Source organism: Hymenobacter siberiensis, from assembly GCF_018967845.1.
In the GTDB taxonomy this organism is placed as follows: Bacteria; Bacteroidota; Bacteroidia; order Cytophagales; family Hymenobacteraceae; genus Hymenobacter; species Hymenobacter siberiensis.
In genome coordinates, this window is record NZ_JAHLZZ010000002.1 from 111529 (window position 1) to 124838 (window position 13310).

At 60.0% G+C, this 13310-nt stretch carries 15 protein-coding genes; 5 read left to right on the top strand and 10 right to left on the bottom strand.

The window, feature by feature from the left end; translation table 11 throughout:
* Positions 1–255 precede the first annotated feature (255 nt).
* Positions 256–2301, top strand: coding sequence for a HelD family protein (locus tag KQ661_RS21175; protein WP_216726983.1), 2046 nt, complete (start codon positions 256–258; stop codon positions 2299–2301).
* A gap of 258 nt (positions 2302–2559) precedes the next feature.
* On the opposite strand, the gene KQ661_RS21180 is transcribed toward KQ661_RS21175, so the two are convergent.
* Positions 2560–2931 (bottom strand): transposase, encoded by a 372-nt coding sequence (locus KQ661_RS21180; protein ID WP_216690839.1) that lies wholly within the window; start codon positions 2929–2931, stop codon positions 2560–2562.
* Positions 2932–3196: 265 nt separating this feature from the next.
* On the opposite strand from KQ661_RS21180, the gene KQ661_RS21185 reads away from it, so the two are divergent.
* From KQ661_RS21185 to KQ661_RS21200, 4 genes are all read left to right on the top strand, one after another.
* Positions 3197–5755, top strand: a complete 2559-nt coding sequence (locus KQ661_RS21185; RefSeq protein ID WP_216728061.1) for a PKD domain-containing protein — start codon at positions 3197–3199, stop codon at positions 5753–5755.
* On the top strand, positions 5653–6015 hold the full coding sequence (locus tag KQ661_RS23210) for a T9SS type A sorting domain-containing protein (RefSeq protein WP_394369654.1): 363 nt from the start codon (positions 5653–5655) through the stop codon (positions 6013–6015). Before KQ661_RS21185 ends, KQ661_RS23210 begins: the two co-directional genes overlap by 103 nt.
* Before the next feature lie 213 nt (positions 6016–6228).
* Complete coding sequence (locus KQ661_RS21195; protein WP_216728063.1) at positions 6229–6525, top strand: hypothetical protein; 297 nt, start codon at positions 6229–6231, stop codon at positions 6523–6525.
* On the top strand, positions 6500–7411 hold the full coding sequence (locus KQ661_RS21200) for a hypothetical protein (protein WP_216728064.1): 912 nt from the start codon (positions 6500–6502) through the stop codon (positions 7409–7411). The genes KQ661_RS21195 and KQ661_RS21200 overlap by 26 nt, the downstream gene beginning before the upstream one ends.
* An 815-nt stretch (positions 7412–8226) precedes the next feature.
* Here the strand turns inward: KQ661_RS21200 and KQ661_RS21205 are convergent.
* The 9 genes from KQ661_RS21205 to KQ661_RS21240 form a co-directional block, all read right to left on the bottom strand.
* Positions 8227–8448 carry a hypothetical protein gene (locus KQ661_RS21205; RefSeq protein ID WP_216728065.1) on the bottom strand — a complete coding sequence of 74 codons (222 nt, stop codon included), beginning with the start codon at positions 8446–8448 and terminating at the stop codon, positions 8227–8229.
* A gap of 37 nt (positions 8449–8485) precedes the next feature.
* Positions 8486–8683 carry a hypothetical protein gene (locus KQ661_RS21210; protein ID WP_216728066.1) on the bottom strand — a complete coding sequence of 66 codons (198 nt, stop codon included), beginning with the start codon at positions 8681–8683 and terminating at the stop codon, positions 8486–8488.
* A gap of 250 nt (positions 8684–8933) precedes the next feature.
* Complete coding sequence (locus KQ661_RS21215) at positions 8934–9545, bottom strand: recombinase family protein (RefSeq protein ID WP_216690833.1); 612 nt, start codon at positions 9543–9545, stop codon at positions 8934–8936.
* Positions 9546–9756: 211 nt separating this feature from the next.
* Positions 9757–10047: a fatty acid desaturase family protein gene (locus tag KQ661_RS22975; RefSeq protein WP_317196165.1), complete on the bottom strand. Its 291-nt coding sequence runs from the start codon at positions 10045–10047 to the stop codon at positions 9757–9759.
* Positions 9962–10762: a fatty acid desaturase family protein gene (locus KQ661_RS21220; protein WP_317196166.1), complete on the bottom strand. Its 801-nt coding sequence runs from the start codon at positions 10760–10762 to the stop codon at positions 9962–9964. Before KQ661_RS21220 ends, KQ661_RS22975 begins: the two co-directional genes overlap by 86 nt.
* Positions 10763–11179: 417 nt before the next feature.
* Positions 11180–11800, bottom strand: coding sequence for a DUF4136 domain-containing protein (locus tag KQ661_RS21225; protein WP_216690945.1), 621 nt, complete (start codon positions 11798–11800; stop codon positions 11180–11182).
* 32 nt (positions 11801–11832) lie between these two features.
* Complete coding sequence (locus KQ661_RS21230; RefSeq protein WP_216728067.1) at positions 11833–12147, bottom strand: hypothetical protein; 315 nt, start codon at positions 12145–12147, stop codon at positions 11833–11835.
* Positions 12148–12254: 107 nt separating this feature from the next.
* Positions 12255–12485 (bottom strand): hypothetical protein, encoded by a 231-nt coding sequence (locus KQ661_RS21235; protein WP_216728068.1) that lies wholly within the window; start codon positions 12483–12485, stop codon positions 12255–12257.
* A 332-nt stretch (positions 12486–12817) separates the two neighbouring features.
* On the bottom strand, positions 12818–13153 hold the full coding sequence (locus tag KQ661_RS21240) for a YbbN family protein (protein ID WP_216726993.1): 336 nt from the start codon (positions 13151–13153) through the stop codon (positions 12818–12820).
* Positions 13154–13310 lie beyond the last annotated feature (157 nt).

Consider the following 13310-nt stretch of genomic DNA (forward strand, 5'->3'; position numbering starts at 1 on the left):
CTGCCCTTACCCTGGTCACAAGCTCAGGCAAATGGCACATGCTAATGCATAAGAAAATCCCTCAATGGCATCCCCGGTTAAACGCAGGCGCGAGCATTGCGGCTACATTCTAAGCAAACCTTAAGGCGCCTGATGCGGGCGAAGTACTAGCAGCAGCCCCATATAAATACCGGGCTGATTGAAAAGGTTATACCCAAAATTCGCCGGACCGAAATTTGACCTCACCTTTGCGGGCTATTTCCAAGCACTGTCGGGATGAACGCAACGCAACAAGAAGAGAAAGAATACCTGGAAGTAATTAAGGAGAAGCTGACGCTGGCCATTCGGCGGATAGATGGCTCCGTTCGGCAGTTTTCCGACGAGCTGCGGGAGAAAAAGGAGTACATCCATGAGCACCAGTCCGGCATGGACGATGCCGACATGGTGTCTGCTGGTCAGTCCATTGACCGCATGGCGTTTACCGGCGAAGCAGCCGTGGGCCGTAAGCGGAAGCTGCTCAAGCTGGGGCAGTCGCCCTACTTCGGCCGCATTGACTTTGTGCCCCAGGGGCAGGCTAAACTGCCGGTGTACATCGGGGTGTATTCCTTTATGGATGAGCAGCGCCGCAGCCTCATCTACGACTGGCGGGCGCCGGTTTCGTCCATGTTTTACGACTTCGAGCTGGGCGAAGCCGCCTTCGCCACGCCTTCGGGCATGATTCAGGGCACCATTGAGCTGAAGCGGCAGTACAAAATCCGGGATGGCCGACTGGAGTTCATGCTCGAAAACGACGTGAACATTCACGACGACGTGCTGCAGCGCGAGTTGGCCAAGTCCTCCGACGACAAGCTGAAGAATATCGTGGCCACCATTCAGCGCGACCAGAACGCGGTGATTCGCAACGAAACCGCGCAGGTGATGGTCATTCAGGGCGTGGCCGGCTCGGGCAAAACCTCCATTGCCCTGCATCGCATTGCGTTCCTGCTCTACCGCTACCGCGAAACCATTGGGGCGAAGGACGTGCTCATCATCTCGCCAAATAAGGTGTTCGCCGACTATATCTCCAATGTGCTGCCCGAGCTGGGCGAAGAGCACATTCCCGAGCTGGGCATGGAAGAGCTGGCGGCCGATTTGCTCGACCACCGCTACTCGTTCCAGACCTTTTTCGAGCAGGTTTCCGCGCTGCTCGACAACCACGACCAGGCGTTTATTGAGCGTATCCGGTTCAAGTCGTCGTTTGAATTCCTCAGCCAGCTCAACCAGTACCTTATCTACGTCGAGAACAACTACTTTACGGTGAAGGAGCTGCGGGTGGGCAGCACCCTGGTTCCCCTGCCGTTTATGCTGGCCAAGTTCAAGACCTTCCACCGGGTGCCGCTCCTGAAACGGTTTGCGCTGGTGGCCGAGGAAGTACGGGCCTACGTGCGCGATGCCACCCGCCGCAAGCTCACTGGGCACGAAAAAAACATAATTGGAGAGGCCATTCCCCGCATGTTCCGCTTCCATCAGGTGCTGGACCTGTACCGGGATTTTTACCGCTGGCTGGGCAAGCCCGACCTATTCAACATCGACCACCGCCTGCACCTGGAATACGCCGATGTTTTTGCCCTCATCTACCTGCGCCTGCGCCTGGAAGGCATCAGCACCTACGACCACGTGAAGCACTTGCTGGTGGACGAGATGCAGGACTACACCCCCGTGCAGTATGCCGTGCTTTCGCGCATATTCCTGTGCCGCAAAACTATTCTCGGCGATGTCAGCCAGACGGTGAACCCGTACAGCTCTTCCTCGGCCGAAACCATCGAGCGCGTATTCCCGCAGGCCGATGTGGTGAAGCTGTACCGCAGCTACCGCTCTACCGTCGAGATTACGGCCTTCGCGCAGCGCATCACCCCCAACCCCCACATCATCCCCCTGGAGCGCCATGGGCAGGAGCCTGTGGTGGCGCGCTTCACGAGTAAAGACGAGGAATTGCAGGCCGTTAGGCAGTTGCTCACGGCCTTTTTCAGCTCCGGAAATCATTCCCTGGGCATCATCTGCAAAACCCTGCGGCAGGCCGAAGAGGTGTACCAGACGCTGGAAGCGCCCGGTATTTACCTGCTCACCGACGAGTCCACCACCTTCAAGGAAGGCGTCATCATCACCACGGCTCACCTGGCCAAGGGCCTGGAATTCGATGAGGTTATTCTGCCCTTTGTTTCCGCCCGCAATTACAAAACGGAGGTCGATAAAAGCATGCTCTACGTGGCCTGCACCCGGGCCATGCACCAGCTCACACTAACGCATACCGGCGATATCACGGCTTTTTTAGCCTTGTCATAACATCGTTTCGGGGGGGGGCTTTAACTCTACTTTGGCAGGTTGTCGGTTGGGTGTAGGGGCGGGGTCGTACCCGGTAGAGCTTGTCCCCGCCCTTACATCCTGGAAGCCCCAATTAGCTCAACCTGCCAAAGTTGAGTTAGAAAGTGCCCGAAAATAGTAAAGAACGTCATTCCGAGCGCAGGCGAGGAATCTCGCGTCAATCGTGGTGGTTGTCCGCCTGCGGGCTGGCGCAGGCCAGGGGCTGGCCCCGGTTGTCGGCTAGGAAGAGGGTCGTGGTGGTGCGGGCTTTTTTGCGGCCCTGGTAGCCGACGGCTTCCCCCCGTTCTTGTCGGGCGTGTTGCTGCCGTCCAGCTGGACGCTGGAACAGTCGAGGTGGGCCCCGTTTTGGCGCAACAAACGGAGCCACACCGCTTGCCAGGACCCGTCCTTGCGCCAGGCATTAAAGCGGGCGTATACGCCCTGCCAGGTCAGGGATGCGCCCGTAAAAAACTGTTTGACCGGCAATAAGCGCCACTGACAGCCGCTGTTGAGCTTGTAGAGAATGACCTCTACCAACTCAACCGGCTCCACGACCGAGGGGCGGCCGTGGGTCGAGAACGGGAGCGCGGGCAGAATCCATTGGCGAATCATAGCTTTGGACAGGACTTACATTAAAATGCGAAAAAAGGAGTGTTACATCTCAAATTTCACGCTTTTTTGGGAGTCCTTTGACTTTCTAAACAGTTTCACTGTGTGGGAATTGGTATATTTCACCTGAATAGGCAGTGAATTGATGAAAAATGCCTTGTTGTGGCCTGCGTTGTTATTATTAACATCATTATTATCGAAGGCCCAATGTCCGCCAGCAGTTAACTGCACTCCCGGTTCGGCTTCATCAGCCAATACCCAATTTGGCATGGGCATCTACCGGGTTCGGCTGGCCAATCTCGATACAATCACCAACGGCAGTGCCGACGGCTACCGCGACTACAGTTGCCAGCGCCGAGCAAACCTGTTGCAAGGTTCGACCTACACCCTGCGCGTGCAAACCGGAACCTCGGCGGCCGAAAACGCAGTTGCGTGGCTGGACTACAATAATGACGGGATGTTTGCCGCTGGTGAGCGTATCCTTTACTCCCTGAATGCCCGGACTCACACGGTTAACTTCACTGTGCCCGCTACGGCCATACTCAATCAGGCCTTACGACTGCGCATTGCCGCTGACTACGCGAATAGTCCCATCCCCACGGCTTGTTCGACTCCCCAATACTCCCAAACCGAGGACTACCAGGTGCGCATTATGGCCGGCAACGCGGCCCCAGTGGCGCACTTCGCGGCGGTCGATTCCATTACGTGCTCCGGCGTGGTCGCCCTTCGGGACAACTCCTTTAATACGCCGGTGGCCTGGCGCTGGCGATTTGGCGACGGCACGACCAGCACCCAACAGCACCCGACCCATACCTACGCGGCGGCCGGTACCTATGCCGTGTCGTTGCGCGTGTGCAACCCCAGCGGTTGCGACTCGCTCACCCGACCAGCCTACGTGCGGGTACGTACCGATGGCCCGCGCACCAGTAGTTGCCAACCGGCCACACTGGCCTACTGCTGTCAGTTTGGGCTTATCCGCGTGCGCCTGGCCGGCCTAAATAATGCCTCAGTCGACGGACAAGCCGGCTACGAAGATTTCAGCTGCGCCCAGCGTGCCACACTCACCGCCGACCGGCCCGACACGCTACGGCTCACCACAGGCCCCAGCGCCCACGACGTGCGCGTGTACCTGGACCTAAACGACGACGGCCAGTTTAGTGGCGCAGCCGAGTTACTTTACCAGGGCTTGTCCGTGCGCAGCCCGGTCGTGCCACTCACGATTTCCTCGGCTTGGGCTCTGGTCTATAACAAAGCCCTGCGGCTGCGCATCGTGGCCGACATTGCCGGCAGCACTGCTACTAGCGCCTGTGGCCCCGTGCAGGCCGGCCAGGCCGAAGACTATTCCCTCGTCGTGGTACCGAATGCCGCGCCTCCTGCTTCGGCCTTTACGGCGCACTACGAGCGCCTGTGTGATTCCGTGCGGGTGGCATTTGCCAATACCTCGGTGGGCGGGGCAACCAGCTACCACTGGAACTTTGGCGATGGAACGACTTCTACGGCTGCGGCACCTCCTGCTCATCTCTACTTGACGGCGGGGGTGTACGAGGTGCAGCTCGTCGCGCAGAATGCCTTTGGGCGCGACACGGCCCGGCAGCGAGTGGCCGTGGCCACCGCCTGCCCCAGCTACTGCACCGCCGGAGGGGGAAGCAGCAGTTCCGCCCCGGCCTACTTCACGCGCTTTCAATTCGCCAACCTGGACAACACCGACTTTCGGGGTCCTGGGGTGGGCTACCGCGATTTTACGGCCCGCTACGCGATGGTGCAAGCCGGCCAGAGCTACACCGTGCGGGCCGAGTCGCTGCCGTGGATTTTCTCGGGTCCCGGCCCGTGGGTGGCCGTGGAGGCGTGGATTGACTACAATCAGGACGGCGAGTTCGGTCCCTCCGAGCAAGTGAGCTCGCAGCCCCAGTTCAGCCCCCAAAGCGTGAGCATCACCATTCCCGCCGCGGCCAAAGCTGGAGCCACCCGGCTGCGGGCCATCATGCACAGCGTCACGAGTTTTGTGCCCACCAGCACGTGCACCCCGGGGTTTATAAACGCCGCCGTAGAGGATTACACGGTGGTCATCGTGCCGCCCCCCGTGGCCCCCACGGCAGCTTTTGCCGCCGACCAACCGGCCAGCTGCAACCCCCTGGTGCAGTTTCGGGACCAGAGCGTGGCCGCCCCCAATCGGTGGCAGTGGTCGTTTGGCGACGGCGGCACGTCCACCCTGCAACACCCGTTGCACACCTACGCCGCGCCGGGTACCTACACGGTGACCCTGCAGGCCGGCAACCAATACGGCACCAACACGGCCACCCGCTCCGGTTACGTATCCGTGAGCGCCTCGACAAGTGGCCCCCGGCCGGCATCCTGTCTGCCCTCCCCAACCACGGGCACCACGGGGGCGGGGCACGGCATGGGTACCTTGGAAATTGGGCCGGTTTTCACCTATCATCAACCCGCGAATGCGCCCGGTTACCGGGACGAGACCTGCACGCAGGTCGCCATTGCACTTACGGCAGGGGCCAGCGCCTCCTTCTATTTTGCCGATTCCAACTACAGCGGGACCGCTTGCTTTGTGTGGCTCGATGCGAACGATAACGGCCTCTTCGAGGCTCCGCAAGAGTTGCTGTTTAATTCGTTGGCCACCGGATTCATCGGGGTACGTTTCGCGGCATCATCACGGTGCCCGCGACCACGCTGCTCAACCAGCCCCTGCGGTTGCGCGTCGCCTGCTGGGGCATGCCCTTCAACACTCGGCTCACGACGGTTCCCGACCCGTGCCGCCGCCAGGAAGAACTGGGACAAGTGCGTGATTTCACTGTTCGGGTATCGTCGACGTTGAGTACGGTGCCGGCTGGGGCCGCTCCCACCAGTTGGTCATTGGCTCCAAATCCGTCTACTGGACTCGTTCGGGTGCAGGGGAGCTTTACCGGCCTAACGACTGTCGAAATACACGACGTAGTAGGGCGGTGCGTGTACAAAGCACCCGCGCGTCCATCAGTTGATGGAACGCTGAATCTGAATTTAACGGCTTTACCAAATGGAGTGTACTTGGTACAGCTAAACCATTCTGGCCAAGTGTCCCGACTTTTGCTAGAATGATTTTTGTTCGCAAATTGAAACCCTCCTTTTCCTGAACCGCTAAACTAACCAGCCGGCAAGTCCCGTCGAAGCCTGGACCGACTATTTTGTGTGGGTGTCGAGTTTAAGAAACTCGTCTATCAATCAAATTTTACGAAACCCCGTTTGAATTGGGTGTAATTCAAAACTACGCGCCGGGGCCGTAACTTAGGCAGGCTCTACTTCCTTTTGGTCATGACGAAAGAAGCCTACCTAGCGCTTGCCGCCGCGCAATACGACGATTTGAGAAGCATTGGCCAAGAGCCCGGTTTTTACACGCTGGAAGAGAAATTCGACCAGTTGTGGACGGCGCTGGGACGTTCGGTTCTGGAGCATACCCTGGAGTCGGTGCCGGCCAACAAGCAAAAAAAACGTTGTCCAGACCCGGTTCGGGCGCGTAGCCATCGCCAGGACGAACCCGTTCATTGCCCCGGTGCTGGGCTCGCGCACCAGCCCCTACCTACAAGTGAAACTGGTTTTACTGGCCGCTGAGCACGTTTTTGCCCACGTGCCGCCGCTGGTCGAATCGCTGCTGGGCATCCGGGTGAGCACGACGCAGGTGTACCGCCGCACCCAAGCCGCGGTCAAGGCCTTGCCGGCCGCCGCGCTCGATGCGCCCTGCCCGGGGGTGAGCGCCGACCCGGGGCCGGTCTACGGCATGGTCGACGGCTCGATGCTCTTCACTGACAGGGGCTGGCAGGAAGTCAAAGTCGGCCGCATCTTCCAGCACATCGCCCCGGCCATCGCCCCGGCCATCGCCCCGGCCATCGCCCCGGCCGGGGCGATGGGACCGTCGCAGTACGTGGCCCAGCGCGGGCTCTTCGCCATCTTCACCCAACGCTTTGAGCAAGCCCTGCCGCCGGACGCGGCGGCCGACCAGGTGTTTGTCACCGACGGGGCGCAGTGGATTCACCGCTGGTTACAAGACGCTTATCCCCACGCCACCCATATCCTGGACTTCTACCACGTGGCCGAAAAACTCGCCGCTGCCGCTCAGGCCGCCGCCGCTCAGGCCGCCGCCGCGCCCGCTTCCTGGCTGCCGGCCCAATACGCCCGCCTCTGGGCCGGCCAAAGCTCGGCCGTGGAACAGGCCGTGGCCGAGTTGCTCGGCTTGGCTGGCTCGGTGGCTGCTCAACTCGGCGCCTACCTGGCCACTAACCGGACCCGCTTGCGCTACGACCGGTTCCGCCAACGCGGGCTGCTTTGCGGCAGCGGACCCGTCGAGGCTGCCCACCGCACCCTGCTGCAGGTCCGACTCAAACGAAGCGGGCAGCGCTGGTCCAATGGCGGACTCGACCGGCTCGTATGCTTACGCTCGGCACTGAAAAGCCCCCAAATGTACCTGCTCACGGACCTGTTTAAAAAACCAACCGCGTAGTTCTGAATTACACCCAAGTGCTACAATCCTAATTTGCTTATCTGGGGCGGTGGTAAAGCTTTCGTTTTAATTGGCATAAAATGCCTCAAAAAATTAGTTAATACCAAATTGATTAGTCAATTGAGCACAAAAATTGTTGTTTCTTAAGTATCTCTAAGTGTCCTCAGCTACTAGCGAATCGTGGGCATAAAAAGGTACTAATCGGATTGAGTGTTTGTGCTTTCTATTACTTTCAAACCTGTTGGTTATGGGGTCGCATTAGTTAGGCTAGGAACGGAAAACAACTCTAAGCTCGCTTGACCACCAAAGACGAGTTGATTTATCTCACCAGGTCAGTTATTCAAGCCAAACCAAGTCGTTGATATGTGAAATAAGCAAAAGCTGCACGCCAGCCCAGCCAGAACCTGATTCTCTCGAAAACCGCCTTGGCAGTTTTTAAACGCACGTTTTCTGAGATAGACCGCTAGGTCAGGATGCCTTAACGTTGTTTTCCGTTTTTAGTCTGGTGCGGACCCCTATTAGACGGCGCGCCCGGGCGCAGCATCAATCAACTATGTTTGGGTGTACTGAATGGGGGCCAGCAGCACGTAGCCGTCATCGGTGGCACCGACCATATGCAGCTGCCAGCCCACCGTTTGCCGGGCCGGCGAGTAAAAGGCCAGCAGCAGGGCTAAAACAGCTAAAGACGGCCAGGGTAGAAGTATTTCATAAGTTGTTAACTTGTGATAAACCCGATTTTAATCAGTGGGTTACATAAAACAAACTCATCCCGAAGCAAACATCGCCCACCACTGACCTGCCGATACCTCGACGATTTATTTGGGCGGACCGAATGGTGCCCCCTCAGGCGGCGGGCCGCCGGGGCCACCCCGCTGGCCGGAACGCTGCTCGTCCGGTCCCGGCCCTTGTCCCGGCTGCTGCAGGCGGCGCGGTAGGATGGGGGCCAGCTGTTGCCAACGGGGCAGTTGCGCTGGCGTGAGCAGGTGGCCCAGGGCGGCAAAGTGGGCGTAGGTGAGGGAGTCGGTCTGGCGCTGCAAACCGCCGATGCGGGCCAGCAGCGCGGGCGAATAGCTCCTAGCGCAACGTGCTGAACTGCTGGTGCTGCGAGGCCGTCAGCTTTAGCTCGCTTACCAAGGTGGCGACCACGGGACTGGCGCCTTGGTGCAGCAGGGCCTGGTGGCTGGGCCACCCGAACCAGAGCATCGTCAGCAGGCCCACGTTGAGCAGGCCCATAACCAGCACAAGCAACGACAAAATTCGGGTTTTAGTCACGGTTCAAGGGCTGAGATTCGGTTGGTGTAGGGTAGTGAGGGGCAGCGGCCGGTACTGGTGCCAGCGTACAGCAGTCGGGGATGGCCAGCGGCCGGGCTTGCCGCGTAGCGTTGCAGCACGCACGCGCTGTCGGCGTCGGGCATCCTGGAGCCGGCCGTTTTCGAAGAATGTTCGCGTCCTGCCAGGGGTGCTATCAGAAAACGGAATAAATAGTACGTTAAGGATTTTGACCGAAAGGGTGGCGCAAAATTCACTCGGTCGACTTGGCTGCGGCGGCTTTTCGATGACTGTGAATGACGACGCCCCGGTGGCGCAGGTATTTATAGAGCGTAACCTTGGAGATGCGCAGGCGCTGAGCAATCTCGTTCACCCCGAGCTGCTGTTCGCGATAAAGCGTCTCAGCGACGATGGCCGTGCGTTCCGCTTCTTCCGATAGTCCCCGCCGGCGGCCGCCCACCCGGCCTCGCGCCCGGGCCGAGGCCAGCCCCGCGTGGGTGCGCTCGCGAATTAGCTCCCGCTCAAACTCGGCCAGGGAGGCGAACAGGTTAAATACGAGCCGCCCCTGGGCCGAGGTGGTGTTGATGGCATCGGTGAGCGAAACCAGGCCCACGCCCCGAAACTCCAACTCTGCCACCATGTCGAGCAAGTGTTTCAGGGAGCGCCCCAACCGGTCGAGTTTATAAATGTAGACCGTGTCGCCAGGTCGCAGCCCCGCCAGCATCCGGTCGAGTTCAGGCCGTGCTTTGGTGGCCCCGGATGCTTTCTCCTGGAAGATGGTTTCACAGCCGGCCTTGTTCAGGGCGTCGAGTTGTAGTTCCAGGTTCTGGTCGCGGGTTGAGACGCGGGCGTAGCCGATATTCATCGTTAAAGTAGAGGGTTCTCATCACGAAGATACCCTTTGCTGTACTTAGATTGCTGAACAAGTTTTCTGAACCAATTCCGATAGCTTTGCCTGGCTTTTCTGGTAGCGCAACCTACTCGCTGTTTTATTCACTTAAACGAGGGTTTTAATATTCAAGCACAAGACAACCTCGTTTTTCTGAGGCTCTCTTGCTCTACGGAGTAGCTTAGCCTTACGCGTGGACGGCTACCAAACGAGCCGGTTTCGCCACTATGGCCGGCTGGCTCAGGCGGCGCAAGAGGCGGTAGTGCGAGCGCAGGGCCGACCCAAAGGAGGGGTTTTCCAGGTAGGGCAGCCCAAATTCGCGCGCCGTTTGCCGCACGATGGACGCCAGGGCCGGGTAGTGAATGTGGCACACGCGCGGAAACAGGTGGTACTCAATCTGGCGGTTCAGCCCCCCACAGAAGAAGCTGGCCAGCCCGTTGCGGGGCGCGAAGTTGGCCGTGGTCTGCAGCTGGTGCACGGCCCAGGCGTCCTGCATCGTGCCGCTGCCGTCGGGGGGTGGAAAAAGTCGTTCCTTCCACCACGTGCGCCAGTTGAAACACCAGGCCCATTACCACGCCCTCCACCAGATGCAGCACCAGAAAGCCAAGCAGCACCTGCCCCCAGGGCAGCGGCACTACTGCCAGGGGCAGGGCAATGAAGAGCAGGTAGTAGAGGGCTTTGTAACCGAACAGGTTGACGTACTCGCGGCGCAGGTGGTGGGAAACGTGCGCCCCGATTTGGGCCTGACAAAACTTCACGTAGTCTTTGCGGAACAGCCACGAGAGGGATGCCAGCCCGTAGAGCGGCAAAGCGTAGAGGTGTTGGTAGCGCTGCCACGGCCGCCACAGCTCCTCGGGCGACAGGCGAATCAGGCCCGGCGCCACTTCAATGTCCTCGTCGTGCCCGGGAATGTTAGTATAGGTGTGGTGCACCACGTTGTGGGTGAGGTTCCACACGTAGGAATTGGCCCCCACCAGGTTGAAGAGCAGGCTGAAAACCTGGTTGACCCGCTTGTTGGCGGAGAACGCGCCGTGCAGGGCATCGTGACAGATATTGAAGCCGATGCCGGCATTGCACGCGCCCAGCAGCTCGGTGGTCAGCACCAGCCAGAGGCCCGGGCTAACCGGCCCGAACACAACCAGGCCATAGAGCAGGCAGAAACTCGCCAGAAAGAAGCTCGTTTTGGCCCACATGCGCCCGTTGGCGTGGCGCGAGAGCTACCGCGACTGAAAATAAGCATCCACCCGCTCGCGCAGGGTGGCGTAAAAAGTCGCACCGTTGGCGGTGGAGAATTTCAGGGAAGCAGCCATAAGTAACGGCTGGCTCGCGCCAGCTTCTTGCGCTCAGAGTGGAGGTCGTCGCTTATTTAGTTAAGTGGAACACCGGCCCCAGCGCCAGGCGGTGCAGGCAGCGTTGCAGCACGGGACGAACCTGGCACAATTCGGATACACGCGCCCCGGCTGCGAATGACAAGCAGCTGCGCCACAAAGTGGTACACGCCCGGCAAGTGCGGCGCCAACAGTCCCCGACAATCGACGGCGAGGTGCACGGGCGGGGCAAGCAGCCGGCTCGTTGCGTTGGTTACAGGCCTTGCGCGTGGTTGCGGGCGGCTACTTTACCTTAATCGGAAACTGGTCCAGAATGTCTTTGGCCGATACGCTGAACTCGCTGCCCAGGCGGCCGGGGTCATTCACGGGGTCGGCCAGCGAGCCGCGCCACACGAGGTTGTTAGTGCGGCGGTCGATGAAGTCGATAATGAGCGTACCCTGGGTGTACTGCTCCGTATGCTGCTGCTGGTAGTAAGGCCGCTGGTAGTAAGCGGGCGAATACCAATAGCCGTAGTTGATGGGCAGATACGCCCCGTGGTAGCCCACGGAGTAAGGGTAGGCAAAGTTCGCCCCTGGGTAGGCGTTACGATAAACCGTGCGCTCCGCTTCATCGATGTAGGTGTGGGTCGTAATAAGAAGGTCAGGATTGTTGTCTACCTGCCGCAGGCCACGCCTGGCCAGCTCACCGCCAATTACCTGCTTAATATGGTCCTGGGCAATGGGACTGCGCAACAACGGATTTTGGTTGCCGTTGGTTTTCACTTGCGTCTCGGCAAAGTCGAAGGTGCGGTACTTACTGAAGTTGACATTATCGCGCTGCTCTACATTAACGCCGGAAATAGCGGTACAGCCGCTCAGCCCACCGCTCAATGCAAGCGCGAGGCCTATGAGAAAATATTTCATTGAGAAAGGAATGAAGTGAAAGAATTACTTGACTACTGCCTGTTTTGGATAGCCTCTAAGTGAAACACCGGCCCCAGCGCCAACAGGTGCAGGCAGCGGTGCAACACGGGATGGACCTGGCATAATTGGATGCACGTGCCCCGGCTGCGGATGACCAGCAGCTGCGCCACAAAGCGACACACGCCCTGCGGGTGCGGCACCAGCTGCTCCCGACAATCGACGGAGAGGTGCGCCGGCGGGGCGAGCAGCAGGCACGCCAGCTGTTTGGGCGTTAAGCCAGGCAGGTACAGGGGCTTCTGCGCCACGGTGGTGGCGGGTAGGGCCGCGGCAGGAGAGGAGATTTTCATGGAAAAAGGATTAGACTAGCTCGCCAAAGTGAGTCGCGTGCAGCGTCGCACGAAAAGCTTAAAATGTGCTCACAACAGGCGCGACCTGGGCCGGGGCGGCCACCGGGTTAGCGGGCAGCATTGGCCTGGGCCGCCCGGATGGACGCCCCTACCGTTGGGCGGCCTACAAAAGGCACCGGCTGGCCTGCGGAAGCCGATGGAGCGGCCGAGTCGGCGGCGGCCGTTTGGGGAGGGGCAGCTGCAGCTACCTTGCCGGGCGGCAGGTTGGCAGGGGGAGCCGGAGAGGCCGGCGAGCCGTTGCAGGCTACCACCAGCAGGCTGACCCCGGTCCAGAGCAAAGTAATAGGCCCTAAATACTTGGTAACCATAAAGTATCAGAGGAATGGCAGAAGCCGCCAGGGTGCGGGGCAACCAGTGAAGTCCGATACGGCGCAGTAAACCCTCGCAGCGCCGTATCGGACAGGTCAAAAGTAGCGGCAGCCCCTACCGTGGTGCCATGAGCCAGCTTATGATACCAGATAATCCTCCTCATGCCGGCCTTACAAAAGGCCGCGCCGCGTACTCCCGCTTCCGGGCCGGGAGCCCCGCCATTAGCACGACTTACTTGCTAGTTTCCAGATAGTTACGCGGGTGATGGGCTGGTACCGCTGAAAAGCAGGCTGGTTGCGCCTTAGGCTACCGCCGGGCCGCTGGCAGCCGGGCGCAAACGGCCCAGCAGCTGCTCGGCCAGCAACTCCTCTTCGGGTAGGCCTGGCTGCCGCCACAGCTCCTGGCCCTGTTGCACGAGCACGCACATGGGCAGCCCGGCCGGCTGGAAGCTGCGCACCACGTCGGGGTGGCTGGCCTCGTCCACCACGAGTACGAAAATGGCGGCCCCCAGGCGGCGTTGGAGCGCTGCCAGCCGGTGCTGGGTAGCCTCCACCCCGGCGCTGCCTACCAGCGGCAGCAGCACCAGCAGCACGGCGGCGGCCAACGGGGGAAGGGATACGAGGGGGCGAAGTGGCATGGAGAAGGCCCACCAGGGGCACAAATTCAAAGGTAGGCCGCCGCTGTGGCCGCTCCCATGAGGCAGGTTATGCCGCAGGCTAATGCTCGTTATGCCGGCTATCGGGGCGGTAGCCGCGTATAAGCAACAGATTATCACATATACTCTTTAAGCGCCA